The organism is Kribbella sp. NPDC104740, assembly GCF_055583505.1.
This window is the reverse complement of record NZ_JBVJNV010000006.1, coordinates 154148-179049: the sequence shown is the minus strand read 5'-3', so window position 1 is coordinate 179049 and position 24902 is coordinate 154148. Positions and strand designations below refer to the sequence as shown.

Sequence of the window (24902 nt, the reverse complement as noted above, 5' to 3'; positions counted from 1 at the left end):
GACCGGAGGGTGACTGCTTCGGCTCCTACTCTGGGGTGATGAAGTTCCTGATCCTGATCTACGGAAACCCCGAAGGCCGTGAGTTGTGGAACCAGCTGTCGGAGGAGCAGCGGCGGGAGTCGATGGCCGGGTACGGCGAGCTCGAGGAGGCGCTGACCGCTCGCGGTGAGCTGCTGGCCAGCGAGTCGCTCGACGATCCGGGGCTGACCAAGCAGGTGCGCGTGCGGGAGGGTCGCGCGGTCACCACCGACGGGCCGTTCGCGGAGATCAAGGAGCAGCTGGCGGGCTTCTACCTGGTCGACTGCGAGTCGTTCGAGCGGGCGACCGAGATCGTGGCGCGGATTCCCGAGGCCGAGCACAGCATCGTCGAGATCCGCCCGGTCCGGGACCTGAGCGCGCTGCAGTGAGCGCTGGTACGCCGGATCTCGAGGGCCTGCTTCGGGAGTTGGCCCCGCGGATCGTCGGGCCGCTCGTCCGGCGCTACGGCGGGTTCGACCTGTGCGAGGACGCCGCCCAGGAGGCGCTGCTGGCTGCTGCTCAGCAGTGGCCGCGCGACGGCGTACCCGATCAGCCGCTGAACTGGCTGATCACCGTCGCGTCCCGGCGCCGGATCGAGCTGCTGCGCAGCGAGAACGCCCGGCGCAAGCGTGAGGACGCGGTGGCTTCGCTCGACGCTCCGGAGGTTTCGGCCCCCGAGACCGACGACTCGCTCACGCTGCTCTTCCTCTGCTGCCACCCCGCGCTCACTCCCCCGTCGCAGATCGCGCTCACCCTGCGCGCGGTCGGCGGGCTGACGACGACCGAGATCGCCCGGGCCTTCCTGGTGCCCGAGGCAACCATCGGCCAGCGGATCAGCCGCGCGAAGGCGACCATCAAGTCCGGCGGTGCCACCTTCCAGATGCCTGCCGCCGAGGAGCTCGGCGAGCGCCTGGCCGCCGTACTGCACGTGCTCTACCTGATCTTCAACGAGGGCTACACCGCCAGCTCCGGCGAGACCCTGCACCGCGTCGAGCTGAGCACCGAGGCGATCCGTCTGACCCGCCAGCTGCACGCGCAGCTCCCGGCCGAGGGCGAGGTGAGCGGTCTGCTCGCGCTGATGCTGCTCACCGACGCCCGCCGCCCCGCGCGCACCTCGGAGACCGGCGCCCTGATCCCGCTCCCCGAGCAGGACCGCACCCGCTGGCACCGCGACTTCATTGCCGAAGGCACCGATCTGATCAGTACGACGCTCAGCACCGCGCCCGTCGGCCCGTACCAGCTGCAGGCCGCGATCGCCGCGGTGCACGCCGAGAGCCTGGACGCCGATGCCACCGACTGGCGCCAGATCCTCGTCCTCTACGAGCTGCTCGAGACGCTCTCCCCCGGCCCGATCGTCACGCTGAACCGCATCGTCGCGGTCGCGATGGTGCACGGCCCGCGGACCGGTCTCGACCGCCTCGATCGCGCAACCGAGGACCCGGCGCTGGCGAGCCACTACCGGACGACCGCCGTACGGGCTCACCTGCTCGAACTGGCGGGTGATCTCGACGCCGCGCGGACGGCGTACGAGGAGGCGGCCCGGCAGACCCAGTCGCGCCCGGAGCAGCAGTACCTCAGCGCGCGGGCCGCTCAGCTGGTGAAGGGATCGGCGCCATAGCCAGCTCCTGGTAGATGGCCGCGGCCTGCTCGCTGTACTTGGCCGCGCGGCCGTCGGGGTCGCCCAGCGCGCGGTGGGCATGGCCGAGCCCGACCAGCGCCCGCGCCTGCTGCCCGCCCGACGAGACCGCGCCGGCGACGGCGAGCGCGTCGGTGAAGAGCGTGATCGCGTCGGCGTACCGGCCCTGCTCGTGCGCGGCCTCGCCCAGACCGCTCAGCGACGCCGCTTCGGCGTCGCGCGCCCCGATCCGCCGGAAGATCGGCAGCGACTGCTCGAAGTACTCGATCGCCTGCTCGGGCCGGCCGGCCCAGATCTCGAGTTCGCCGAGGGCGTCCAGCGCGCCGCCCTCACCGCCCCGGCTACCGAGCTCGCGGTAGAGCAGCAGGCCGGCCTTGAACTGCGCCCGGGCGGCGTCGTGGTCGCCGAGCCGCATCGTGACCACGCCGACGGCGAGCTCGGCGCGGGCCTCGCCCAGCCGGTGGCCGATCTGCCGGAACAGGTCCGGCGCGCGGCCGGCGTACCGGGCGGACCGCTCCAGGTCGCCGACGAACTCGTAGACGACCGCGAGGTTGGTCAACACCGCCGCCTGGCCGTCGAGGTTGCCGAGCTGCTCGTACAGGGAGAGCGCGGCGTGCAGGGTCTCGAGCGCCTCGGGGTAGTGCGCGGTGCGTTTGTGGACGTTGGCGAGGTTGGACAGGATCAGCGCCTGGCCGTCCAGGTCGCCGATCCGCTCGAACTCGGCCAGCCCGCGCCGGAAATGGTCGGCGCTGCGCTCCCAGTCGTTGGTCTGGGTGTAGTAGTTGCCCATGTGGTTCAGCGCGGACGCCGTACCGACCGGGTCGTCCATCGCCGCGAAGGAGCGCAGCGCCAGCTCGAGCCACGCCAGCGCCTCGGCGGACTTGGTCAGCTGGGAGTGGAAGGTGCCCAGGTTCAGCGCCGCGTAGGCCTCGCTCTCCGCGTCGTTCCTGGCGCGGGCCGCCCGGTAGGCGTGCTGCAGGATCGTCACGGCGCCGGTGCCCAGGTTGGTGACCAGGTACCGACTCAGTGTCCTGGCGAGCAGCGACGCGTGCTCCGGCCAGTCGTGCTCGGCCGCGTGTACGGCGGTGGCCACCAGGTTCGAGTGCTCGGTCTCCAGCCAGGCCAGGGCCTGCTCGGACGCGGTGAAGACCGGTGTCGGGGTGGACGGAGTGGACACCCGCGGCCGGTGCGCTGCCTGCGACGGGTGCAGGACGTCCATGGACTGGGCGGCGGTGCCGAGGTAAAGGTCGAACAGGCGGGTCAGCGCCGCCTGGCGATCGGTCCGGCGCTCCTCGTCCGCAGCCTTCGCGGCGCCGTACACGCGGACCAGGTCGTGGAACGCGTAGCGGTCGGAGGCGGTTCGGATCAGCAGGTTGTCGCGCTGCAGGTCGTCCAGCACCTGCTCGGCCGTCAGCAGGTCGCTGTCGGTCAGTGCCGCGGCGGCGTACGCGTCGAAGCCCTGGCCGGGGTGCAGCGCGAGCAGTCTGAGCATCCGGCGGTGCTCAGCCGGCAGGTGCTCGTACGACAGGTCGAGCGCCACCTCCACCGCGTCGTCGATGCGGTGGCTGCGGTGACGCTCGTCGAGGCGGTCGGCGTGGTCGGTGAGAGTCCAGCCGGTCGTCGTACCGATGTGGGCGGTGACCAGGCTGAGTGCCAGCGGCAGGAAGCCGCAGCGGTGGGCGATGCGCTCGGCGGCCGCCGGGTCCTCACCGACCGGCATGGCGGGGAGGTGGCGGGTCAGGTAGCCGACCGCTTCGTCGCGGCTGAACACGTCGATCTCGAAACGGGTCGTCCCGGGCAGCGTGCTCAGACTGCGGCGGCTGGTGATCATGGTCAGGCAGCCGGGGGTCTGCGGCAGCAGCGGGCGGACCTGCTCCTCGGTGGCCGCGTTGTCCAGGACGACGAGAGTCCGGGTGCCGGTGAGGCGTTCCCGGTAAAGCGCCGTACGAGCTGCCAGGCCGTGCGGGATCTTGCCGGCCGGTACGCCGAGCCGGCGCAGGAAGCCGTCCAGCACGGCGGCCGGGTCGGCCGGAGGCTGCTGGGGATCCAGGAAGAACCCGCGCAGGTTCACGAACAGCACGCGCTCGAACGGCTCGTCCTCCGCCAGCAGGTGCCCGGCGTGGACAGCGAACCGGGTCTTGCCGACTCCTGCCATCCCCTCGATGGCAGAGATGACCACTGCGTTGCCCTCGGTCTGACTGGTGACCAGTAGGTCGCGCAGCCGGTCCAGCTCGGCAGTGCGCCCGGTGAAGCCGACCAGGTCCTCCGGCAGCACCTGGTCGACACTCACGTGCGCCGACGCCGCGGTCTCCCCGGCCACCACGCGCAGCGCATGCTGCCAGCGCGCGACGTAGCCGGCGTCCGGGTGCAGCGCCTGCACGATCTCCAGCAGCAGCTCGGCGTCGATCCGCCGCCGGCCGAGCCGGAAACAGTCGGCCACCGTCGACTTCCGCGCGGGCTGCCCGCTGCGCTCGGCGATCCGGCGCGCGATCACGTCGTACGACGGGTTGCCGCCCCAGACCTTCAGCGCCCGCAGCTGCTCGACCAACTGGTCGAGATCCGTGACGCCGTCGGGATCGGGCAGCTCGTTCACCCGGGCCACTCTATGCGCGCGACAGCGGGCCGGCACGGGATATCTCGCTGCTTGAGGTCAGAGCAGGAGGACTACTTTCGCTTGTGCGTGCTCGACCTCCAAGTAACGGATCGCCTCGGCAGCCTGGTCGAACGGGTACTCGCGATCGATCGCCGCCACCACCTTGCCGGTCTCGGCCAGGTCAGCGAGCGTGCGCAGGTTGTCCGCGCGCGGGACGGCGTCGAGCACCGAGATGCTGTGGCGCTTCACGAACTTCTCGGCGAGCTTGCCCCGGACGATCAGGCCCACTGGGCCGATCAGGCTCCCGCCCTTGGAGACTCCGCCGCCGGAGAGCACGAGCCGGCCGTGCGGTTTCAACGCCTGCCGCAGCTCGCGCAGCTTGCGGTTGCCGACGAGATCCAGCAGTACGTCGTACCGGGTCTGGCCGCGAGTGAAGTCGTCGGTCGTGTAGTCGATGACGTGATCGGCGCCGAGCTCGCGGAGCAGCTCGACGTTGCGCGTGCTGCAGACCGCCGACACCTCCACGCCGTACGCCTTCGCGATCTGGACGGCAAACGTGCCGACCCCGCCGGACGCGCCGTTCACGAGCAGGTGCTGACCGGCCTCCAGGTCACGCAGCCCCATCAGCGCGGTGTTGGCCGCGAGCGGGAACGCGGCCGCCTGCGCGAAGCTGAGCGCGGACGGCATGTGCGCGACGACGGTCTGCGGCGCGCACACGTACTCCGCGAACGCGGCCTGCGCCTCGCCGAAGACGGCGTCGCCGGGCTTGAACGTCGTCACGCCCCGCCCGACCGCCTCGACGACACCGGCGAAGTCGGTGCCGCGGACCGGCTGGTTGGGGCCGTGGCGGCCGAAGGTCTTCTTGTCCATCAGGCGGGCGACGTACGGGTCACCGCGCATCAGGTGCCAGTCGCGCGCGTTGACGGCGGCGGCCCGGACCTTGACCAGGACGTCGCTCGCGCCCGGCTCCGGCTGGTCGATCTCGCGGACCGCGAGCACGTCGGGTGCGCCGTACCGGTCCTGAACAATGGCTTTCATCCGAACCCCCACCTCGAGCCCCCAGGCCGCACATCGACCTTAGGGACGCGTGGGGCGCCCGCGCATCGGGGAGAAACCCCGAGCCGACCCTCTGTCAGGGCCAGGGTGTCGCGTTGGCCGCGAACTCCTCGGGGTCGGAGTGCACCGGGATGACGCAGAGCAGCTGGCCGCCGGGGACCTGCATCGTGTTGCAGCCCTGCCAGCTCCCGACCTGTCGCGCGCCGAGCTCGGTGAGCCGCGCGGTCTCGGCGGCAACGTCGTCGGTCTCGATGTCGAGGTGGTAGCGGGGCTCGCCCTCTTCTATCGCTTGGACAGCGGTCACGAGGTTCGGCACGGCCTTGTGGAGACTGATGTACTGCGGCTCGCCGGGCGGGCTGCTCGTGGTGACGCCGAGCGCGGCACTCCAGAACTCAGCGGCCCGCGGCGCCTGGTCGGCCGGAACGTCGATCAGCAAGGTGGAGACGCGACTCTTGTGCATACCTGGTGATCGTAGTCAGCTCACGAGCATCGTGAGGTAGGTGTCGAGCCGCTCCGCCGCGACCAGCGTCGTCAGCTCCGCGCGCCCCATCTGCCGCCAGACCTGCGCCACCGGCCCGAGATCCTCCGAGAACGACAACGCGTCGCGGATCAGCCAGTATCTGTGGTTGTCCTCATCCGCCAGCACACCGCCGGCCTTCTCGTACGCCGCCACGAAGCGCGGCGCCCACTCCGGTCCGTGCAGCAAGGCGAGATTCGTGCAGCAGTGCGCGACATCGAGATCCGCCGGGCCCCAGCAGGCGCCGGCCCAGTCGACGACGCCGGTGATCTCGGCGTCGTCGTCGAAGAGCACGTTCCCGGGGTGGAAGTCGCGGTGCAGGAAGCACCCGTCGTACGCGGGTTTGGGTGCGCGGATCACGTCGATCGCCCGCCGCCAGACGTCTGCATCACCGTCCTCCGGGACCACCACCGTCTCCGCGGTCGTCCACGTCTTGAACTCCGGCAACCGCTCAGCGAGCTGCGTCTGATGAATCCGCACCAACTGCTCAGCCAGCAAGAGCAGCCGACCCTCCAGCCCGGCGTCGACGTACACGGGTCTTCCCGGCAGGTGTGTCATCAGCAGCGACATGTGCTCCTTGGCATCGACCGCAACCAACTCCGGCGCCGTCACGCCGCTCCCGACCAGCAGCCTCAGCGCGGCGCTCTCGCGTTCTAGAGCCTCCACCGCGTAGTCCGCGCCGACGTAGGTCCGCAGCACCAGATCGCGGCCCGGCTCGACGTACAACCGCCGCATCGCGGCGGTCAGCCCACCATGCAGCACCTCAACACCGGTCACCTGCTCCCCGCCCGGCAACTGCTGCTGTACCCAGGCCATCGTCCCCGGCTCGATCATCAGCTCAGCCAACACTGCCCGAGCGACTGGGCCAACTGATTTACGGGTCTTGCTGCAGCTGGCGATGCGCGCGGTTACGCGCCTTCTGCAGCTGGCGATGCGACTTCGCGCTCCTGCTGCAACCGCGCCATACCCCCACCCGCGCCACATTCCCACCCGCCCTCTGCAGCCCGCGATGCGCTCTTACGCCTCCTGCGCCGCGCGCCCCGCCCTCAGCAGCCCGCGCCCCGGCTTCACGCGCCCACCCGCACCTCGCGCCCACCCTCTGCAGCCCGCGTGACACCTGCACCCGCCTCGGCCGCCAGCGATGCACACTTCCGCGCCTCCTGCACCGCGCGCTCCGCCCCCACCCGCAGCTCGCGACGCGCCCTCACCCGTTTTCCGCAGCCCGCACCACACCCTCACCCGCCCTCTGCAACTCGCGCCACACCTTCACGCGCCTTCTGCAGCTGGCGATGCGCCCGCTGAAGCCGCCGTCGCGTCGACAGCCGCCGTACCTGAAGCTGCCGGGCCCCCGCCAGCGAATGCCTCGCCGGACACGCGATGTGCCGCCGCTGAACCGCCAGCAAATGCCGCCGCGCGAACCGCAGATGCCGATGAGCCGCCAACCGATGCCGCTGCCGGTGAGCAGCCAGCAGATGCCGCCGAGCACACACCAGCTGGTCCTCGACCAGATCAGTCATAACTCGCTTCGATCCACCACTGCGTGTTCCGCACCGCAGCCAGCCACGCCCGCCCGTCCGCGGTCACCAACTGAAACCGAGCCAGCCGATTCTCCGCCTCCGCATCCCACCACCGCTCGTCCACCGGCCACGGCCCCGCCCACGCCGTCACCGGGTACAACTTGTTGCTATCAGCAACCTGAGCCCCCGCCACCCACCGAAACACCGAAGGCACCCCCGACAGCGCACCCCGAGCGCTGACCGTCACCTGCCGCCCGTCCCCCGCCAACACCTCAACAGCATGCGGAACCGGATAAACCAACGCCGGCACCGGCACCGGCCACCCCGAAGTACCCCCCAAAGCCAACGGAGTCCAAGTAGGCGCAGGCCGCCGAAAAAGCTCCTCCTCGTCATACCAACTAGCCCCACCCCCCAAATCCACAGCAGACCCAAGCCCCACATCCCCAGCCACAACCTCCGCGGCCACCGCGCTGCCCGCGCCCACCCCAGCCGCACTCCCCGCCGCAGCAGACCCAACCTCCTGCCCAACCACCTCCACCGGCGCAAGCCCACCAGCATCCGCAACCGCAGCCCCAGCAAGCGCAGACACAAGCTGCACCGCCCCGGCATCCCCAGGTCCCACGGCGGCGAGCACGACACCCCCAGGTACGGCGGAGGCGAGCGCGACTGGTGCGAGCACAGGCGACGCGGCCGCGGTGTCTGCGGGTACGCCGGACGCGAGCACAGGCCGCACGGGCGCGACCTCCGCGGGTGCGGCTGCGTTGGATGCAGTCGGCGCGGGCTCGTCGGAGGCGAGTACGGCCAGCGCCGGCACAAGCTGCACCGGCCCAGCAGTCGCAGGTACTGCGGTAGCGAGCACGGCTTCTTCCGGCGCGCTGTCTGCGGCGGTGGCGAGCACGTCGCCAGCGGGTGTGGCGGAGAAAAGCGCGGGTGGGGCGGATGCAGGCCGCTCGGACGCGACGTCAGCGGGTGCCGCTGGGGCCAGCGCGGCTGGTGCGAGCACGGGCTGCACGGGCGCGACCTCAGCGGAGGTGGCTGGAGCGGGCTCAGGGCACACATCCGCGGATGTGGCTCTGCTGGATGCAGCCGGCGCAGGCTCGTCGGAGGCGAGCACGGCTAGCGCCGGCACAAGCTGCACTGGTCCAGCACTCGCAGGTGCAGCGGAAGCGAGCGCGGCTTCCGGCGCGCCGTCTGCGGCGGCAGGCACGGTGGCCGCGGGTGTGGTGGAGGTGAGCGCGGCAGGAGTGGGCGCAGGTCGCGCGGGCGTGGTGTCTGCGGGTGCGACGGAAGCGAGTGTGGCTGGGATGGTCGTGGGCCGCGCGGGTGCGGTGTCCGCGGGTGGAGCGGCGGTGAGTGTTGCTGGGGTGGATGCAGGCCGCGCGGGCGTGGCGTCTGCGGGTGGGACGGAGGTGAGCGCGGCTGTGGTGGGCGCAGGCCGCGCGGGCGTGGTGTCTTCGGGGGGAGGGACCAAGTGCACTGCGGGCTGGCGGAGGAGGGTGATGGTGGAGCGGGCGGGGCTGGGCTCTGGCTTGGGGGTGGGGAGGCTGGGTTGGCCGGGTAGGGCGCCGGGCCAGGGCGACGTCGGGTCTCGGACAGGGATGAGGGGGTCGCCCCAGGGGATGTGGGATTGGCGGTCTTTGTAGCTTCGGCCGCCGGTGATGACGGGGGTGACGACTGCGCCGTGGCCGAGCATGCTTTGGACTCGGGAGAGGGCTCGGTGGATGCGTTCGTCGGGGCCGGTGCCCCAGAGGGTGTCGGCGTGGGCGCCGACTGGGTCCACTCGTTCGGGGATGAGGCGGAGGCGGGTCACGGGTGAGGTGAGGTCGGCGGTGCCGTTGCCTTGGAGTTGCCAGCGGACGCGGTCGACGATGTCGGTGGGGGCGAACCAGCGGGGGTGCAGCCACTCGCGTTCGTGGACGCGGCCGGAGTCCGTGCCGACCTCCAGGCGGAGCGTGGTGCAGACCAGGCCGAGCGCGGTCAGGCGGGCGACCAGCTCGTCGGCGACTGTGCGGACCGCGAACGCGACCTGGTCGACGCGGTCGACGGGGGGTTCGAAGTCGAGGGTGCGGATCAGCTCGGGCGGGACCTCGCGGGCGACCACCGCGCGGTCGTCGTCGCCGCGGGCCAGGCGGTGGGCGAAGGCGCCGTCGGGGCCGAAGCGGGTGAGCACTTCGGTTGGTGGGAGCTGGGCGAAGGCGCCCAGTGAGCGCAGGCCGAGCCGGCGCAGCAGGTCGGTGAGCTCGGGTCGCTCCAGCGTGTCGACGGTGAGCGGCGCCAGGAACTCGGCCGACCCACCAGGCGGGATCACCCGCACCCGGGTCTGCGCCGACGCGGCGCGCGCGGCTTGCTCCGCGGCGAACGGGCCGTCGGCGATCCCGACCCGTCCACCCGGTACGTCGTACGTCTCGAGCCGGTCGAGCAGCTTCTCCGCGGCGGCCTGCTCGCTGCCGTAGAACCGGCTCGGGCCGCGGGCCTTCAGCGCGCACATGCCGGGCCGGATCACCTGGATGCCGGGGGTGAGCGCCTCCAGGCAGCTGATCACCGGGTCGAACGCCCGCGCGTCGATCACCGGGTCGTACTTGAGCACGAGCAGCTCCGGGCACCGCGACTGGGCGTCCCGCGCGCGCAGCCCACGCCGCACGCCCTGGGCCCGAGCCGAAGCCGAGCTGGCCAGCACCCGGCCCTTCGACAGCACCGCCACCGGCTCCTCCGCCGAAACCCCTTCCCCAGAAGCCGCCGCCAGCACCGGCCAGTCCGGCACCCACACCACCATCGTCCGCACACCCATCAGCCGACCGCCTCCCGCAACCAGCGCACCCGCGTGCAAGCAGAACGAACCGCCGCCTCCACCGAACCCGGCACCCACACCACCATCGTCCGCACACCCATCAGCCGACCGCCTCCCGCAACCAGCGCACCCGCGTGCAGGCAGGACGAGCCGCCGCCTCCACCGAACCCGGCACCCACACCACCATCGTCCGCACACCCATCAGCCGACCGCCCCCTGCAACCAGCGCACCCGCGTGCAAGCAGAACGAACCGCCGCCTCCACCGAACCCGGCGCCCACACCACCACCGCCATCAGCCGACCGCCTCCCGCAACCGACGCACCTGCATGCGAGCAGAACGAGCCGCCGTCTCCACCAAACCGTCCCGCGGGCCGTCGAGGGGTGGCACGCACCGGGTGAGCCGGTGTCCCCTGCCGAGGCGCTGGCCCAGACGTTCGACCCTGGGCCAGCGGCGAGAACGCGATCACGCCGACCGGCGCCACCGCCGCCATCAGCTGACCGCCTCCTGCAACCAGCTCGCGGGCTTGTCGGCCGGACGAGCAGCCTCCTCCACTGTCCGGATGGTCCCGTCCATCGCCGGCAGCCAGAGCTGATGCTGCTGAGGCCGCACCGCAGCCCCGCGCCCGGTGACCGCCACGGTCGCCTGCCGCGCAGTCAGATGCCCCTCGCCGGCTCCCAGCCCGCTCCACGTGCTGGCCTGGACCTCCAGCCGGGCCTCGCTCCCCGGCCAGGACCCGACAGCGATCAGCATCGCCCCGCGCGTCCGCAGCCGCGCGGACAACCGGGATGCCTCCCCCGGCGTGACCTCCCCCGGCGGCCGAACCACCACCACGGTCAACGCGTCGACCAGCGCAGCGACCACGCTCAGCCAGTCGTGCCGTGGATCGGGGACGAGCACCAGCCGCTCGAGGTCGACCCCGAGACCGCGCGCCGCCTCGGCACCGAACGACGGCATCCCGACCACGCCGCACCAGGCGCCCTCGGCGGACGGCCCGGCCATCATCGCCATCACCAGTGCACTGGAGCCGCGCACGGAGTACACCGCACCACCGCGCAAGGCGCCGGACAGCAGCTCGGAGATCGCGGGAAGCGTCGGCAGCGTCCGCTCGGTGGCGGCGGTGTCGAGCGCCTGCTGGACCCGCGTCTCCGTGGTCCGCGGCGCCGGCACCGTCCGCGCCGGAAGCGTGGACAGCGCGGAGTCAGCGGCCTGCGCCGCCTTCTGCGCCTGCGCGCGGGCCAGCAGGTCCCGCGCCTGATCGGCTGCTGTCGATGTCCCCGTCACCCCCCTATGTTCGAACACCTGTTCGACTCATGTCAATCGGAGTGTCCGGACCCGGCCACCTAGACTCCCGGGCATGCTCCGCGTCGACCACCCGCGCTTCCGCGCCGCCCTCCGCGAGGTCGAGAACAGTATCGACACCGCCTGGCACGACCTCTGCGCAGACCTCGGTACGACGGACGCCCGCACCCTGGCCGAGGTCGTGCTGCAGGATCCTGCCGAGTTCGACTGGCGGGTCGTCGACGGCGCCCTGAAGCAGCTCACCTGCCCCGACTGCACCGAGCAGCTCGGAGCCGGCCCCACGGACTGCCACAGCTGCGAACTCGCCAACGGCTACCGCTTCGCCGCCCGCGAGACCGACCGCCCCGACGTCCCGCCCGGCAACGAGCACGCGATCCGCGTCTCCTCAGCAGTCGCCAGGACTCGCCACCGCTACACCCCACGCGCCCGCTGCGGCTACGAGCTGCTGCTCCCCGACGTACTCGCCGGAGCGCTCCCCACCACTCCGCAGGCCCAGCGCCTCAAGGCCCTCGTCAACGAGCTCACGGACGACGAGCTGGAACACCTCACCGACCCGGACGACCTGCTACGGAAGGCCACCCCCATGAAGATCGAGGAGGAGGTCGTGCAGCACCACCAGGACCTCGCCCGCTGGCTCGGCACCGAGGCCGACGGACAACTGCTCGAGACCTTCCGGCAGATGCACCGGCCCGACTTCACCCTGGTCACCACCGACGGCACGCAGCTCGACCTGGACGCACTCAGCACAGCACTGGCCCGAGCAGGCAACGCAGCGCCTGGTCTCACGATCGCGATCGAGGAGTTCACCCAGGTGGCCCAGACCGCCGAGCTGACGATCTGCCGGTTCCTGGAGCGCCACTCGATCGGGCAGTCCCGCCGCGTCACCGCCGTACTGACCCCTGACGACACCGCCCGGTACGGCGTGCGCTGGTTGAGCGTTCACGAGACGGCCCTAGGCTGAGCGGCATGCCACGAACCATTGCCACCAACACGAAGGTCGACCTCGACGGGCTGCTCGAGTTCGTCCGTCCCCGGCACCACATGCTGCTGATCACCACCCGCGTCGACGGGACGCCGCAGGCCTCGCCGGTGTCCGGCGGGGTCGACGCGGAGGGCCGGATCGTCATCTCCTCCTACCCCGAGCGCGCCAAGAGCACCAACGTGCAGCGCAACCCGCAGACCAGCGTCATGGTGATGTCCGACGACTGGAACGGCGCCTGGGTGCAGGTGGACGGCACCGGTGAGGTGATCGAGCTGCCGGACGCCGTCGAGCCGCTGGTCGACTACTACCGCTCGATCTCCGGCGAGCACCCGGACTGGGACGAGTACCGCGAGGCGATGCGGACGCAGGGCAAGTGCCTGATCCGGGTCACGCCGGTCCGCTGGTCCCCGATCGCGACCGGCGGCTTCCCGGCCCGACTGGCCGACTGACCAGCCCGGAACCGGACACCGAAGCCAGGACGGGCTGCTGAGCCCGGTAGTCGGCCACCCGGCTCAGCACCGCCTGGCACGTCCCCTCACCCTCGACCTGCCAAGCACGCATCCGCGCGAACTCCCGCAGCGGGCGCAGGTAGTAGTACCGGTCAGCTCCCCGCGACTCCAGCAGGTGCGCGTCGACCAGCGACTCCACCACCGCCTCGGTCTCCGCCTCCGCCAGCTCCAGTACGACGGACGCCCCCCGCAGCGTGAAGTCCGCTTCCAGAAATGCCAGCAACCGAAATGCCTGTGCCTGCGAAGGTGTCAGCTCCCCCACCGCCACCTCGTACGCCGAGTCGACCGGATCGCACTCACTGTGCCGCGGCTCCAGAGCCCCCCGCAGCTGCATCCGCTCGTACGCCGTCGCGAGGCTCCACCCCGGCCGCGACTGCAACCGCGACGCCGTGGCCTGGATGGCCTGCGGCACCCCGGAGCTGAGCGCCAGCAACCGCCGCGCCTCCGCCGGCTCCGCCTGCACCCGCCGTACGCCGACCAGTCGCTCCAGCAGCTCCATCGACTTCTCCGGCGACAGCGGCTCGACCTTGACCCAGTCGGCGTACGGCAACCCGAACAGCCGCCGTGACGCGGTCAGCACGACAGCAGCACCACCAGTCCCCGGCAGCAACGGCAGCACATCGCCAGCACTCTTGGCGTTGTCCAGCACCACCAGCACTCGGCGCCCAGCCGTCAGCGAGCGCCACAAAGCCCCGCGCTCCGACGGCGACTCCGGCAGCGTCGCCACACCGGCTGCACGCAGCAGCGACGACAGCGGGTCACCAGCGGACGACATGTGCACGTAGTACTGGCCAGCGGGGAACCGACTGGCCAGCCGACGACCCAGATGGACCGCCAGCGACGTCTTCCCGATCCCAGGAGCGCCTGTCAGTCCCAGCACCGGCAGGTGATCACCAGATGCTCGCAGCAGCATCGACAACCGGACCAGGTCCTCGCCACGACCAGTGAACTCCGGCAGGTCGGGCGGAAGCTGCTCAGGCGCCTCCAGCACCGGAGCCACCACAGCAGGAGCCTGTACGACGCCCAGCAGCGTCGGGTCGGACGCCAGGATCCGCCGCTGCATCTCGCGCAACTCTGGCCCCGGGTCGACCCCCAGCTCGTCGGCCAGCAGGTGCTGGGTCTCCTGGTACAGCCGCAGCGCGTCAGCCTGCCGGCCGGACCGGTACAGCGCGAGCATCAGCAGCTCCCGCGGCCGCTCCCGCATCGGGTGCTCGATCACGATCGGCGCGAGCACCTGCGCGGCCTCCTCCGGCCGGCCGAGCTCCAGGTCGGCCGCCGCGAGGTCCTCGACCGCGGCGAGCCGGTGCTGGCGGAGCCGTTCGCGCTCCCAGCCGGCGAAGTCGCCGCGGACGCCGGCGAGCGGCGTACCCTTCCACAGCTTGAGAGCGGCCCGCAGCGCGTCGGCCCAGGCCTCCAGACGCCCGTCCTGCCGGGCGGTCCGCGCGTCGTCGATCAGCCGCAGGAACTCGTTCAGGTCCAGCGCACCCGGCGCCACCGGCAGCACGTACCCGCCGCCGACCGACTGGATCGTCGACTCCGACAGCGCGCGCCGCAGCCGCGACACGTACGACCTGATCATCCCGGCGGCGGCCCGCGGGATCTGGTCGGCCCAGAGCGCCGTCAGCAGCTGGTCGGACGTCGCCAGCGCGCCGTCCCGGAGCAGCAGCAGTCCCAGGAGCGCCCGCTGCTGCGGCGCTCCGAGGTCGATCTCGGTGTCACCGCACCAGGCCCGGACCGGACCGAGCAGCTCGAACCGCAGCTCCAACTGAACCACCTCCCGACGCTGAGGTGCTCATAGTAACCCCTTAGACCGGTGACGATGAACTCAGTCCTTCGTGTACCGCCGGGCCATCGTCTCGCTGATCCGCTGGAAGGCACCCTCGAGGTGCTCGCGCAGCGCCTCGCCCGCGCCCTGCTCGTCGTGGGCCAGGCAGGCGTCCAGGATCGCCTGGTGCTCGCGGCGGGTCTGCTCGATCCGCGCCTTGGTCTGCCGGGAGCCGAACCGGTACCGCTCGCTGTTCTGCCAGACCGGCTCGATCGCGCGCGGCAGCCAGCGCGAGCCGCCGGCCCGGTAGATCGCGAAGTGGAACTCGGTGTGCGCCTGCCGGGAGGCGATGATGTCGCCGACCTTGGACAGCCGGACGTGCTCGGCCAGCGCCGCCTTGGCGACCACGCCGTCGGACTCGGCGAACCGGGTCGCCGCGGCGCGGACCGCGAGCGTCTCCAGCGCCAGCCGAGTCTCGTGGGTGTCGCGCAGGTCCTCCATCGACAGCTCGCGGACCCAGGCGCCCTTGTGCGGGACGATCTCGACCAGGCCGAGCGCCTGCATCCGGCGCAGCCCCTCCCGGATCGGCATCTGGCTCATGTCCAGCCGCTTGGCCAGCTCCTCCAGCCGCAGCGCGGTGCCGCTCGGCAGCTCGCCGGACAGGATGAGCTCGTGCAGCTCGGCAGCGGCTTCCTCGGCGAGTGTGCGCCGGCCACTGGGCCCCCCGGGCGTGAGCTCGAGTCGTCGGGTCATTGGGTGTGGGCTGCCTCTCTCGTCCACTGCACGCACGTCTGGGAGGTAACCGTAGCGGTGCCACGGGCTTCACGCGGGTTCCGACGAGCGAATGCCTGTCGCGCCCCCGCCGGACATCCTCGCACCGCGACGGCCACCCAGCCTTTCACCGGAGTGGCCGCCCGTCCACTACTCAGCGCAGCCGGGTGAGGTCGAGCAGTACACGCCGCTCCGCCGTACCGCCGCTCAGGCGGTCCAGTGCGTCGTCGACGCGTGCTGCCGCGACCATGTCGAGCTCCGGTGTGATCGGAGCCGGCGCGATGTCGGCCAGCACCTGCGTGACCGTACCGGCCTCGATCGTCGTCCGCTGCATGTTCACCGGCAGCACCCGCAGGTCCCGGCCGATCAGCTGGTGCAGGTCGAGCGTGGCGAACTCCCCTGCCGTGTAGCCGAGGATGGCGATCCGCCCGCCCGGGGTGATGTGGCTCATGACCCCACTGGTCACCGGGCCGCCCACTGTGTCGATGACCGCGTCGCACCACGGCAGCTCCCGGCCGACCTGGCCCAGCTCGTCCACGCGGACCACCTGGTCGACCAGCCGGGTCAGGTGGTCGACCGACTCGTTGGAACGCACCAGACCGATCACCTTGCCCGCACCGGCCGCCCTGGCGACGGCAGCACAGAGCCGAGCGACCAGACCGGTCGCACCGGTGATCACAACCGTCTCACCCTGTACGACGCCGGCCACCCGCCGTACGGCGGTGTGGGCGGTCAGCGCGGGAGCCAACAGCGCCAGCGCCTCGGCCGTGTCGAGGCCGACCGGCAGCGGGTGCACGGACGAGTCCGGCACCACAGCCATCGAGCCCCACGTCCCGGGGCGAGCCACGCCGACCCCACCGCCGCGGATCACCACCCGCGTCCCCGACGGGTACACCGCCGAGTCGACCACCACACCCGCACCCTCCGAGCCCGGTACGAACGGCGGTTGCAGCTGCTGGGCCAGCTTGCCGGCCAGCACGGTGCGGTCGAGCTGGGTCACCGAGGCGACGTCCATCTCGACCAGCGTCTCGCCCGGTCCGGCGACCAGCTCGACCTCCTCGGCCTTCAGCTGCTCCCCAGGCCCGTAGCAGCGCAGCACGATGCCCTGTCGCGCGCTCATCCACCCACCCCACTCGTGCCCATGGCCCCCACCTGCATTTGATATCTGATCACATCTCGTTGCTCAGCAACAGTCCTGTTCACGTCGCCCGGCCCCCTCGGCCGAGCGGACGGGTGAGCTCGCCGGCCGCCGCCGAACGACGCGGGTCCACCCGGTCGCTGCCCATCGGGAACGGCCAGTCGCTCCCGGCCAGCACGTCCCCGAACGTCGACTCCAGCAGCGGCAGTACGGCGGAGTCGTGCACCAGGTCGTCGGCCACGAACCGCTGCAGCGCCTCGGCGACCGCCAGCGACGGCGCCTCGATCCCCGGCCGGTCGGTGTCGATCCCGCGCTGCCAGCGCCCGGCCAGCGCTGCCGTAACGCCGCCGCCGTGGCACAGGCAGAACCTGATCCCCGGAAAGCGCGCCGGTACGTCGGTGAAGACCAGCTCGGCGGCCGCAAGCCCTGTCTCGTAAGGGTTTCCGAGCAGGTTCGACAGGTAGAACGCGTCCAGCCGCCGGTCCGTGCTGTGGCCCGGGTGGATCAGCGTGAACGCGTTGAGGTCGTCCAGCACCTTCCACACCGCGTCCAGCCCGGCGAAGCCCGGCGTACCGAGAGCGAAGCCGCCGAACACGCCCTCCTCCCCCAACGCCGCCGCCACAGCCGGTGCGGTCGCGTGGAGGAGCGGGATGTGGGCCAGCACCCGCAGCTGCGGCCCAGCCAGCTCACGCAGCCCCTGGTTGAGCAGGGCTGTCCACTCCACCCCCTGGTCGTAGCGGAACAGCGCCGGCGGTACCGAGACGACAGCGCCGTCCAGGTCCTGGTCGCTGACCCACTGCAGCAGCGCATCCGGGTCAGCGAGCTTGCCGAGCGGCAGCCGATGCTCGCCGTCGATCACCAGCGAGTTGCCCTGGATGGCCAACCCGTACGAGCCACTGCGGGCAGCAGCCAGCACTGTGGGCGGTATCAGATGCGTGTGGACGTCCCAGCCGGCCATGTCAGCGTGCGTCCTCGTCGTTGTCGTAGAAGGACGGCCGCTCCGGGTAGTGCGGGCCGTCGTACACCTCGAGCAGCACAGAGGTCTCCTCGGCCCGGGTCGGGCCGTGCACGACGCCCTTCGGGTTCCAGTAGAAGCTGCCCTTGGTCAGCGTGGTCCCGGTCGGCAGGTACACGTACCGGCCGGACAGGCAGAACATGAACTGGTTCGACGCGTGCTTGTGCGCCGACGGGATGCCCGAGCCCTGCTCGAACTTCACCAGCGCGATCGACGCCTCGGTCTCCGGGTCCCGCCAGAGCATCTTGTGCGACAGCCCGGCCAGCGACTTGTCCACCCACTCCAGGTCGTCGGTCTGCAGCAGGATCTCGCGCAGCGGTTCGTCGAACGTCATGACGCCTCCCGGGGAACAGGCCGACCGGTCACTCGCGTGTAGAGCTCCTCGGCAGCACCCGGTGCCACCGGGGCCACTGCCGCGATGTGACCGTCGGGCCGGATCAGTACGACGCTGTCCGCCGGTACGCCGTACCGGTTGGTCGCGATGCTGCCCGGGTCGAACAGCGAGCGGTCCCGCAGCCCGGAGTCGTGCGGCGCGTCCCAGCGCGACACGGCGTAGTGCCGCAGGGCCGGCGAGTCGTTGAGCGGGATCTCCGGCCGGCGGCGTACGTCGGTGAAGTAGAGCGCGACGAACGAGTCGCGGCACAGCTCGTGGATGGTGACGCGGCCGCTGATGCTCTGCAGCGCCAGGTCCGGCGCCCGGTCGCCCGCACGCACCGCCGGGGGCGCAGCACTGGTCGCCACCATCGACCAGTCGCCGACACCCTCCACGTCCAGCCGCACGCTCAGCAGCGTCCGGTTGTACGCGGTCGCCCACGCGCCGGTGTCCTCGGTGACCGCACCGCGCTGCTGCGCCATGTACTTGCGCGCTGCCTCGGCCATCTCACCGGAGCCCTCGATCGCCACCGGCCGCTGCTCCTGCTCGTACCCGTCGAGCAGCGATGGCTCGGCCCAGCCCCGCAGCACCCAAGCCAGCCGCCACGGCAGGTTGGACGCGTCCAGGGCACCGGTGTTCAGGCCGAGGGCCCACATCGGGGTGATCAGGTGGGCGGCGTCGCCCATCAGGAACACCTTGCGGTCCTTGGTCCACTGCTCGGCGACCCGGTGGTGCACGTTGTAGACGACCGAGCCGCGCAGCTCGATCCGGTCCACCTCGCCGATGAACTGCTTCACCTTCACCAGCATGTCCTCGGTGCCCGGCGGCTCGGCACCCGGCCCCAGCGGGAACAGGAAGCGCCAGTTGTCCGGCTGCCGGATCAGCACCATCCACTCGGACTTGTCGGCGAAGTAGGCCAGGTAGGGGTAGTCGCGGGCGTTGTCGACGTCCAGGTCGACCACCACGTCGATCAGCATGTAGCGCTCGGCCAGCGTCTCGCCGACCACCTTCACCCCGAGCGCGTCGCGGATCTTGCTCCGGCCGCCGTCGCAGGCCAGCAGGTACGCCGCCTCCAGCTCCTGCGGCCCGTCCGGGGTCTCCAGCTGCAGCACGACCCGGTCGTCGCGGACCTCGAACGACGTCAGCTTGTGCCGGGTGAGCACCGGCTCCGGCAGCGACTCGGCCAGTATCGGCTCCATCTTCTGCTGCGGCAGGTTGATCACGAACGGGAACTGGGTGTCGTTGACCAGCTCGGCCAGCTGCACCGAGGCGCGGGGCGTGTTGGTGGCCCGGTCGATGTCACCGATCTCGTCGATCCGGACCGCGGCGGCCAGGATGCCCTCCACCGCGCCGTACCGGTTCCAGATCTCCAGGGTGCGGCTCAGCGTCGTACCGGCCTTGGTGTCCGACGACAGCGTCGGGTCCTCTTCCAGCAGCACGTACGGCACGCCGTAGTGCGCCAGACCGAGTGCTGTGGTCAGGCCGATCGGTCCGGCGCCGACCACGGCGACGGGCAGTTGCTGGTCAGTCTCTGGCACTCGTCACTCCGTGAGGTCGGTCAACCGGGCGAAGGCGCGCTCCCGGGTCAGCTGCGACCCGGTCATCGCGGCCGCGTCGGACAACAGGAACAGCAACGGGCCGACCACGTCGGCAGGCTCACCGATCCCGGTGACCTCCCGCCAGTGGTCCAGGTCGGCTCCGGCGTTGGCCGCCCGGAACTGGTCGGTGTCGATCACTCCGGGCGCGACGATGTTCACCCGCACCCGGTGCTCGGCCACCTCCGCGGCCAGCGTCCGGGCGAAGGCGGTCAGCGCCGCCTTGCTCGCGGCGTACGCCGCCGCGTGCGGGAAGCCGGTGGCGGCCAGTCCGGAGGTGAACACGACGACCGAGCCGGCGGTCCGCTTCACCATGTGCGGTACGACGGCCTGGCAGACCCACACCACGCCGTCCAGGTTCACCTGCAGAGTCCTGGTCCACTCGGCCGGGTCCGTCTCCAGTACGGCGCAGCGCGGCTGCACAGCGGCACCGGCGACGAGCCCGTCGATCCGGCCGTGCCGCTCGACCACACCGGCGACCGCCGCGAACACAGCGGCCCGGTCCGACACGTCGACCTCGACGTACTCGACCCGCCGGTCAGTGGGCGCGCTGATGTCCAGCACCACCGCCGTACCGCCCCTGGCCACGACAGCCGAGGCCAGCGCGGCTCCGATGCCGCTCGCACCACCTGTGACGACCACGACCTCGCCGGTCGCGTCGAAGCTCACCTTCATGTCGACGTCCCCTTCTGCTTCGAGGTCATCGTCTCGGTGATCCGCTGCACCGCGCCAGCCAGATGGTTGCGCAGCGCCTGCTCGGCGGCGTCCGGGTCGCGCGCGACGCACGCGTCGAGGATCGCCTGGTGCTCCTGCCGGTTCTGCTCGATCTGGAACGCCGTCTGCCTGCTGCCGAACCGGTAGCGCTCGCTGTTCTGCCAGACCGGCTCGATCGCCCGGGCCAGCCACTGCGAGCCGCCGGCCCGGTAGAGGGCGAAGTGGAAGTCCGCGTGCGCCTGCCGGGCGCCGATCGAGTCGTCGGCCCGGGACATCCGCAGGTGCTCCTCCAGCGCCGCGATCGCCTTCTGCTCGTCAGCCGCCGCGAAGTGCTCAGCAGCAGCCCGTACGGCGAGGCTTTCCAGCGCCAGTCTGGTCTCGTGCGTGTCCTGCAGGTCCGCCAGCGACAGCTCCCGGACCCAGGCACCCCGGTGCGGGATGATGTCGACCAGGCCGAGCGCCTCCAACCGGCGCAGCCCCTCGCGGACCGGCATCTGGCTCATCTCCAGCCGGTTCGCCAGCTCGACCAGCCGCAATGGCGTACCGCTGGGCAGCTCACCGGACAGGATCAGCTGGTGCAGCTCGGCGGCTGCGGTCTCAGCGAGCGTACGACGGCCGCCGCGGCCCCCGCCGGGCAGCAGCTCCAGCCGGCTGGTCACGTGAGCTCCTGGTAGACCAGCGTGTTGCGCAGCTCGCCGATCTTGTCGGCCCGGGTGACGACCTCGTCGCCCTCCTTGAGGAACACCTGCGGCTCGCGGGCGTTGCCGATGCCGGACGGCGTACCGGTGAGCAGGAGGTCGCCAGGCCGCAGGGTCATCCCGTAGGAGAGCTCGCTGATCAGCGTGGCGATGTCGTAGGCCATCTGCTTGGTGGAGGCGTCCTGCATGACCTCACCGTTGAGCAGACAGGTCAGCTGCACGTCCTGCGGGTCGCCGAGCTCGTCCGGCGTGACGATCCACGGTCCGAGCGGCATAGTCGCGTCGATGCTCTTGCCCTTGAGCCACTGGCCACCGTGGGCCCGCTGCAGGTCCCGCTGGGACACGTCGTTGGCCAGCGTGTAGCCCCACACGTGGTCCAGCGCGTCCTCGACCGCGATGCTGCGGCCGGCCTTGCCGATCACCAGCGCCAGCTCGGCCTCGTAGTCCCACTTGGCCGACAGGGCCGGGTCGTAGGCGATCGCGTCGTACGGGCCGACCACCACGTCCGGGCCCTTGGTGAAGAAGGTCGGGTGCTCGGGGCGGTCGACGTCCTGGCCCTCGCGCTTGCCGCGGCTCTCCTCGAAGTGGTCCCAGTAGTTCCAGCCGGTGCAGAGGATGTCGCGGCGGAAGCGCCGCAGCGGCGCCCGCAGGTCCTGCTCCCGGAAGGGGATCCGCTCACCGGTCAGCACCACGTCGGTACCGGCCTCGATCACGGCCACCAGGTCGTCGTACGGGAGCAGGACGACGTCGTCCCCGTCCACCACACCGGGCCGCTCGGCACCGGCGTGCACCACTGTCACGAACCGCATCTCACACCCACTCCACTCCACGCATCCGGATCACCTCCTCCTGTCTGGTCAAGCGATCACGGCGATCGCCGAGATCTCGATCAGGTAGTCCGGGTGCGCCAGCTTGCTGACCTCGACCATCGTCGAAGCCGGCAGCGGCTCGTGGAAGTAGCGCGCCCGGACCTCGTGGATCTTGGCGAAGTCCTCCATGTTGCGCACGTACACGTCCACCCGGCAGACGTCGTCCAGCGTGCCGCCGGCCTCGCGGACCGCGGCGGCGACGTTCTCGCACACCTGCCGGGTCTGCTCGCTGACGTCGCCGACGCCGGCGATGCTGCCGTCGGGCCGGCGGGCGGTCATCCCGGAGACGAACACCAGCCGCCCGGTCGCCTCGATCGTGGTCGCCTGCGAGAACACCCCGTTCGGGCTGCGCAGCTCGGCGCTGGTCAGTTGGGTCTTCGGCATCAGTTCTGCACCCCTCCGGTCGGAACCACGGCGCCCACCGCGCGGGCCGCCGCCAGCAGACCGTCCAGCCCCGACCGCTCGATCAGGACCCCGGTCCGCCGCTGCTGCCGGGCTCGATCGGCCTCGATCTCACCGGGCAGGTACAACCTCTCGACGCCGGGCGCGGTCGCACTGCCGCGGACCCGCTCGGCCAGCGCCGACGACCGCTCCCGGAACCCCTCGGTCCCGCCCAGCAGCTGCGGGTCGATCGCGAGGAACAGGTGCGCGCAGTCGTTCGGCCGGTCCGGCTCGCGGTACAGCGGGCGGACCTGGTCCCCCCACCCCCCACCGCTCAGTACGCCGGTCAGCACGTCGATCATCAGCGCCAGCCCGAAGCCCTTGTGGCCCGCGGCCGGCAGCAGCATCCCGAGCACGGCCGCCTCGGGATCGGTGGTCGGTACGCCGTTCGGATCGGTCGCCCAGGTGTCCGGGATCGACCGCCCGGCCGAGGCGGCCAGCCGGATCTTGCCCAGGGCAACGGCCGACAGCGCCATGTCGAGCACGATCTCGGCCCCGGCCTGCGTCGGTACGGCGATCGCCAGCGGGTTGTTGCCGACGATCCGCTCCGCGCCGCCGGGCGCGGGCATCAGCGGTGTCGTGTTCGACATCGCGATCCCCAGGCAGCCGGCCTCGGCGGCCTGGACCGCCCAGCGGCTGGCCGCGCCGAAGTGGTGCGCGTTGCGGACCGAGACCAGGCCGATCCCGTACCGGCCGGCCCGGTCGATCGCCAGTCCCATCGCCTGCGGGCTGGACAGCTGACCCATCCCGCCGCGCGCGTCGGCCACGATCGCCGCGCCGGCGTCGTGCAGGACGTCCAGCTCGCGTTCCCGGGTCACTCCCCCGGCGTTCAGGCGTTCGACGTACATCGGGACCAGCATGATCCCGTGCGAGCTGACCCCGCGCAGATCGGCCTCGACCAGCGAGTGCGCGATCTGGGCCGCGTCGGCCGGCTCGAACCCGAGCGCGGTGAAGACCGCGGAGACGGTCGCCTCCAGCCAGGCCGGACGGACCAGCACGCGGCGGTCGGCGTCCGACGCCTGGGTCGTCACCGGGTCTCCTCGGCCCACGGCAGCAGCAGGTGCTCCAGCAGGACCAGCAGGTAGAACAGGACGATGCTCATGATCGACAGCAGCCCGATCGCGGCGAACGCCAGCGGGGTGTCGGCGGAGGCACCGGAGTTCCAGATCACGTAGCCCAGGCCCTCGGTGGACCCGGCGAACTCACCGATCACCGCGCCGATCACGGCCAGCGAGATGGCGACCTTGAGGCCGGTGAAGATCTGCGGCAGCGCGTAGGTCAGGCGCAGCTTGAAGAACTCCTGGGTGCGGCTCGCGTTCAGCGACCGGAGCAGCTCGACCAGCTCGGCCGGGGTCGACTTCATCCCCTGCGCGGTCGAGATCACGATCGGGAAGAAGCAGACCAGCAGCGCCATCGCGGTCTTCGGCAGCTGCCCGAAACCCATCCAGACCACCAGCAGCGGCGCGATCGCGATCTTCGGGATCGCGTTCACCGCCAGCAGCAGCGGGTAGACCAGGCGTTCCAGGATCGCCGAGCGGACGATCAGCAGCGCGATCGGGATGCCGATCACGATCGCCAGCCCGAAGCCGGTCAGCGACTCGACCAGCGAGACCCAGGTCTGCTGGAGCAGGTAGCCGGGCTGCTCGAGGAACTTCTGCAGTACGTCGTACGGCGTCGGCAGCAGGAACTGCTTGATGTCGAAGGCAATGATCACCAGCCACCAGAGCGCGATCGTGATCACCACGCCGACGACCGGCAGCAGGATCGCACTGGTCCGGGAGGTGGTGAGCCACGAGCGGCGACCGTTCATCGGGTCGCCTCGGGAGCCGTCGCGTCGACCGGGTGCGTCTTCTCGGCCAGCAGGCCGTGCAGGCGCCCGCTGATCTCGGCCACCTCGGTCAGGTGCGCGTTGGTGCCCAGGCTGCGCGGCCGCGGGATGTCGATCTCGACCACCTCACGCAGCCGGCCCGGGCGGGGCGTCAGCACGACGACCCGGTCGGCCAGGAGCACAGCCTCCTCGATCGAGTGCGTGACGAACACGATCGTGGTGGCCAGCTCCATCTGGATCCGCTGCAGCTCGTCCGACAGCTCGGTCCGGGTCAGCGCGTCGAGCGCCGAGAACGGCTCGTCCATCAGCATCACCTGCGGCCGGCGGATCAGCGACCGGCACAGCGAGACCCGCTGCTGCATGCCGCCGGACAGCTCGTGCGGCAGCCGCTTCTCGAACCCGGACAGGCCGACCAGCTCGAGCAGCTCGTGGGCCCGGTCCTTGTACTCCTTGCGGCCGGTGTCGTCCCCGGAGATCTCCACCGGGAGCATCACGTTCGACAGCACCGAGCGCCACGGCAGCAGCGCCGGCCGCTGGAACATGAACGACACGTCCCGCCGCGGCCCGGCGACGGGCTCACCCGCCACCGAGACCGCGCCGTACGTCGGCGGGAGCAGCCCCGCGATCAGCCGGAGGAGCGTGGACTTGCCACACCCCGACCGGCCGATCAGCGTGACGAACTCGTTCTGCCGGACGTGCAGGTCGATCGCGTCGAGCGCCTGGACCCGGCCCCCGCGCCCCTCGAAGACCTGACCCACTCCGTCCAGCTCGATCATGC

The 24902-nt window shown here is 71.4% G+C and carries 23 protein-coding genes; 4 read left to right on the top strand and 19 right to left on the bottom strand.

The window, feature by feature from the left end; all coding sequences use genetic code 11:
- Positions 1-38: 38 nt before the first annotated feature.
- Positions 39-407 carry a YciI family protein gene (locus ACZ6Z4_RS28890; protein ID WP_465570686.1) on the top strand — a complete coding sequence of 123 codons (369 nt, stop codon included), beginning with the start codon at positions 39-41 and terminating at the stop codon, positions 405-407.
- Positions 404-1636 carry an RNA polymerase sigma factor gene (locus ACZ6Z4_RS28885; RefSeq protein WP_465570682.1) on the top strand — a complete coding sequence of 411 codons (1233 nt, stop codon included), beginning with the start codon at positions 404-406 and terminating at the stop codon, positions 1634-1636. The genes ACZ6Z4_RS28890 and ACZ6Z4_RS28885 overlap by 4 nt, the downstream gene beginning before the upstream one ends.
- On the opposite strand, the gene ACZ6Z4_RS28880 is transcribed toward ACZ6Z4_RS28885, so the two are convergent.
- The 6 genes from ACZ6Z4_RS28880 to ACZ6Z4_RS28855 form a co-directional block, all read right to left on the bottom strand.
- Complete coding sequence (locus tag ACZ6Z4_RS28880; protein ID WP_465570678.1) at positions 1593-4247, bottom strand: ATP-binding protein; 2655 nt, start codon at positions 4245-4247, stop codon at positions 1593-1595. The two genes, ACZ6Z4_RS28885 and ACZ6Z4_RS28880, sit on opposite strands and share 44 nt — an antisense overlap.
- Before the next feature lie 57 nt (positions 4248-4304).
- Positions 4305-5285 carry an NAD(P)-dependent alcohol dehydrogenase gene (locus ACZ6Z4_RS28875; protein ID WP_465570675.1) on the bottom strand — a complete coding sequence of 327 codons (981 nt, stop codon included), beginning with the start codon at positions 5283-5285 and terminating at the stop codon, positions 4305-4307.
- 94 nt (positions 5286-5379) lie between these two features.
- The gene (locus ACZ6Z4_RS28870) at positions 5380-5763 is read right to left on the bottom strand and encodes a VOC family protein (protein ID WP_465570672.1); all 384 of its coding nucleotides are present in this window, start codon (positions 5761-5763) and stop codon (positions 5380-5382) included.
- Positions 5764-5778: 15 nt separating this feature from the next.
- Positions 5779-6654 (bottom strand): phosphotransferase family protein, encoded by an 876-nt coding sequence (locus tag ACZ6Z4_RS28865; protein WP_465570669.1) that lies wholly within the window; start codon positions 6652-6654, stop codon positions 5779-5781.
- A 675-nt stretch (positions 6655-7329) separates the two neighbouring features.
- Positions 7330-10125 (bottom strand): Y-family DNA polymerase, encoded by a 2796-nt coding sequence (locus ACZ6Z4_RS28860; RefSeq protein ID WP_465570666.1) that lies wholly within the window; start codon positions 10123-10125, stop codon positions 7330-7332.
- A gap of 491 nt (positions 10126-10616) precedes the next feature.
- Complete coding sequence (locus ACZ6Z4_RS28855; RefSeq protein ID WP_465570664.1) at positions 10617-11408, bottom strand: hypothetical protein; 792 nt, start codon at positions 11406-11408, stop codon at positions 10617-10619.
- 73 nt (positions 11409-11481) lie between these two features.
- Here ACZ6Z4_RS28855 and ACZ6Z4_RS28850 point away from each other — a divergent pair, with 73 nt between their 5' ends.
- Complete coding sequence (locus ACZ6Z4_RS28850; protein ID WP_465570661.1) at positions 11482-12387, top strand: hypothetical protein; 906 nt, start codon at positions 11482-11484, stop codon at positions 12385-12387.
- Between the two features lie 5 nt (positions 12388-12392).
- The gene (locus ACZ6Z4_RS28845; RefSeq protein ID WP_465570659.1) at positions 12393-12857 is read left to right on the top strand and encodes a PPOX class F420-dependent oxidoreductase; all 465 of its coding nucleotides are present in this window, start codon (positions 12393-12395) and stop codon (positions 12855-12857) included.
- Here ACZ6Z4_RS28845 and ACZ6Z4_RS28840 read toward each other — a convergent pair.
- The 13 genes from ACZ6Z4_RS28840 to ACZ6Z4_RS28780 all read right to left on the bottom strand — a co-directional run bounded on the left by ACZ6Z4_RS28840 (position 12796) and on the right by ACZ6Z4_RS28780 (position 24900).
- Positions 12796-14691, bottom strand: coding sequence for an AfsR/SARP family transcriptional regulator (locus tag ACZ6Z4_RS28840; protein ID WP_465570655.1), 1896 nt, complete (start codon positions 14689-14691; stop codon positions 12796-12798). The two genes, ACZ6Z4_RS28845 and ACZ6Z4_RS28840, sit on opposite strands and share 62 nt — an antisense overlap.
- A 51-nt stretch (positions 14692-14742) precedes the next feature.
- Positions 14743-15435 carry a GntR family transcriptional regulator gene (locus ACZ6Z4_RS28835; RefSeq protein WP_465570652.1) on the bottom strand — a complete coding sequence of 231 codons (693 nt, stop codon included), beginning with the start codon at positions 15433-15435 and terminating at the stop codon, positions 14743-14745.
- Between the two features lie 172 nt (positions 15436-15607).
- On the bottom strand, positions 15608-16573 hold the full coding sequence (locus tag ACZ6Z4_RS28830) for an alcohol dehydrogenase catalytic domain-containing protein (protein WP_465570648.1): 966 nt from the start codon (positions 16571-16573) through the stop codon (positions 15608-15610).
- 79 nt (positions 16574-16652) lie between these two features.
- On the bottom strand, positions 16653-17549 hold the full coding sequence (locus ACZ6Z4_RS28825; RefSeq protein ID WP_465570644.1) for an amidohydrolase family protein: 897 nt from the start codon (positions 17547-17549) through the stop codon (positions 16653-16655).
- 1 nt (position 17550) lies between these two features.
- Positions 17551-17940 (bottom strand): cupin domain-containing protein, encoded by a 390-nt coding sequence (locus tag ACZ6Z4_RS28820; RefSeq protein ID WP_363675283.1) that lies wholly within the window; start codon positions 17938-17940, stop codon positions 17551-17553.
- The gene (locus ACZ6Z4_RS28815; protein ID WP_465570632.1) at positions 17937-19517 is read right to left on the bottom strand and encodes an FAD-dependent monooxygenase; all 1581 of its coding nucleotides are present in this window, start codon (positions 19515-19517) and stop codon (positions 17937-17939) included. The genes ACZ6Z4_RS28820 and ACZ6Z4_RS28815 overlap by 4 nt, the downstream gene beginning before the upstream one ends.
- A gap of 3 nt (positions 19518-19520) precedes the next feature.
- Complete coding sequence (locus ACZ6Z4_RS28810) at positions 19521-20249, bottom strand: SDR family NAD(P)-dependent oxidoreductase (protein WP_465570630.1); 729 nt, start codon at positions 20247-20249, stop codon at positions 19521-19523.
- Entirely contained in the window at positions 20246-20947 is a 702-nt protein-coding gene (locus tag ACZ6Z4_RS28805) for a GntR family transcriptional regulator (RefSeq protein WP_465570628.1), read from the bottom strand. The genes ACZ6Z4_RS28810 and ACZ6Z4_RS28805 overlap by 4 nt, the downstream gene beginning before the upstream one ends.
- A complete protein-coding gene (locus ACZ6Z4_RS28800) occupies positions 20944-21795 on the bottom strand; it encodes a fumarylacetoacetate hydrolase family protein (protein ID WP_465570624.1) in 852 nt (283 codons plus the stop codon). The genes ACZ6Z4_RS28805 and ACZ6Z4_RS28800 overlap by 4 nt, the downstream gene beginning before the upstream one ends.
- A gap of 48 nt (positions 21796-21843) precedes the next feature.
- Positions 21844-22239 carry a RidA family protein gene (locus ACZ6Z4_RS28795; protein WP_363675293.1) on the bottom strand — a complete coding sequence of 132 codons (396 nt, stop codon included), beginning with the start codon at positions 22237-22239 and terminating at the stop codon, positions 21844-21846.
- A complete protein-coding gene (locus ACZ6Z4_RS28790; RefSeq protein WP_465570619.1) occupies positions 22239-23327 on the bottom strand; it encodes an Ldh family oxidoreductase in 1089 nt (362 codons plus the stop codon). The genes ACZ6Z4_RS28795 and ACZ6Z4_RS28790 overlap by 1 nt, the downstream gene beginning before the upstream one ends.
- On the bottom strand, positions 23324-24106 hold the full coding sequence (locus ACZ6Z4_RS28785) for an ABC transporter permease (RefSeq protein ID WP_465570615.1): 783 nt from the start codon (positions 24104-24106) through the stop codon (positions 23324-23326). Before ACZ6Z4_RS28785 ends, ACZ6Z4_RS28790 begins: the two co-directional genes overlap by 4 nt.
- Positions 24103-24900 (bottom strand): ABC transporter ATP-binding protein, encoded by a 798-nt coding sequence (locus ACZ6Z4_RS28780; protein ID WP_465570610.1) that lies wholly within the window; start codon positions 24898-24900, stop codon positions 24103-24105. Before ACZ6Z4_RS28780 ends, ACZ6Z4_RS28785 begins: the two co-directional genes overlap by 4 nt.
- Positions 24901-24902 lie beyond the last annotated feature (2 nt).

What these genes read in the sequence shown, in the direction of transcription:
- ACZ6Z4_RS28865 (WP_465570669.1), bottom strand. Translation starts at nt 6,654, where the DNA reads ATGATCGAGCCGGGGACGATGGCCTGGGTACAGCAGCAGTTGCCGGGC.
- ACZ6Z4_RS28875 (WP_465570675.1), bottom strand. Translation starts at nt 5,285, where the DNA reads ATGAAAGCCATTGTTCAGGACCGGTACGGCGCACCCGACGTGCTCGCG.
- ACZ6Z4_RS28860 (WP_465570666.1), bottom strand. Translation starts at nt 10,125, where the DNA reads ATGGGTGTGCGGACGATGGTGGTGTGGGTGCCGGACTGGCCGGTGCTG.
- ACZ6Z4_RS28835 (WP_465570652.1), bottom strand. Translation starts at nt 15,435, where the DNA reads ATGACCCGACGACTCGAGCTCACGCCCGGGGGGCCCAGTGGCCGGCGC.
- ACZ6Z4_RS28780 (WP_465570610.1), bottom strand. Translation starts at nt 24,900, where the DNA reads ATGATCGAGCTGGACGGAGTGGGTCAGGTCTTCGAGGGGCGCGGGGGC.
- ACZ6Z4_RS28800 (WP_465570624.1), bottom strand. Translation starts at nt 21,795, where the DNA reads ATGCGGTTCGTGACAGTGGTGCACGCCGGTGCCGAGCGGCCCGGTGTG.
- ACZ6Z4_RS28810 (WP_465570630.1), bottom strand. Translation starts at nt 20,249, where the DNA reads ATGAAGGTGAGCTTCGACGCGACCGGCGAGGTCGTGGTCGTCACAGGT.
- ACZ6Z4_RS28785 (WP_465570615.1), bottom strand. Translation starts at nt 24,106, where the DNA reads ATGAACGGTCGCCGCTCGTGGCTCACCACCTCCCGGACCAGTGCGATC.
- ACZ6Z4_RS28830 (WP_465570648.1), bottom strand. Translation starts at nt 16,573, where the DNA reads ATGAGCGCGCGACAGGGCATCGTGCTGCGCTGCTACGGGCCTGGGGAG.
- ACZ6Z4_RS28820 (WP_363675283.1), bottom strand. Translation starts at nt 17,940, where the DNA reads ATGACGTTCGACGAACCGCTGCGCGAGATCCTGCTGCAGACCGACGAC.
- ACZ6Z4_RS28845 (WP_465570659.1), top strand. Translation starts at nt 12,393, where the DNA reads ATGCCACGAACCATTGCCACCAACACGAAGGTCGACCTCGACGGGCTG.
- ACZ6Z4_RS28825 (WP_465570644.1), bottom strand. Translation starts at nt 17,549, where the DNA reads ATGGCCGGCTGGGACGTCCACACGCATCTGATACCGCCCACAGTGCTG.
- ACZ6Z4_RS28890 (WP_465570686.1), top strand. Translation starts at nt 39, where the DNA reads ATGAAGTTCCTGATCCTGATCTACGGAAACCCCGAAGGCCGTGAGTTG.
- ACZ6Z4_RS28870 (WP_465570672.1), bottom strand. Translation starts at nt 5,763, where the DNA reads ATGCACAAGAGTCGCGTCTCCACCTTGCTGATCGACGTTCCGGCCGAC.
- ACZ6Z4_RS28850 (WP_465570661.1), top strand. Translation starts at nt 11,482, where the DNA reads ATGCTCCGCGTCGACCACCCGCGCTTCCGCGCCGCCCTCCGCGAGGTC.
- ACZ6Z4_RS28795 (WP_363675293.1), bottom strand. Translation starts at nt 22,239, where the DNA reads ATGCCGAAGACCCAACTGACCAGCGCCGAGCTGCGCAGCCCGAACGGG.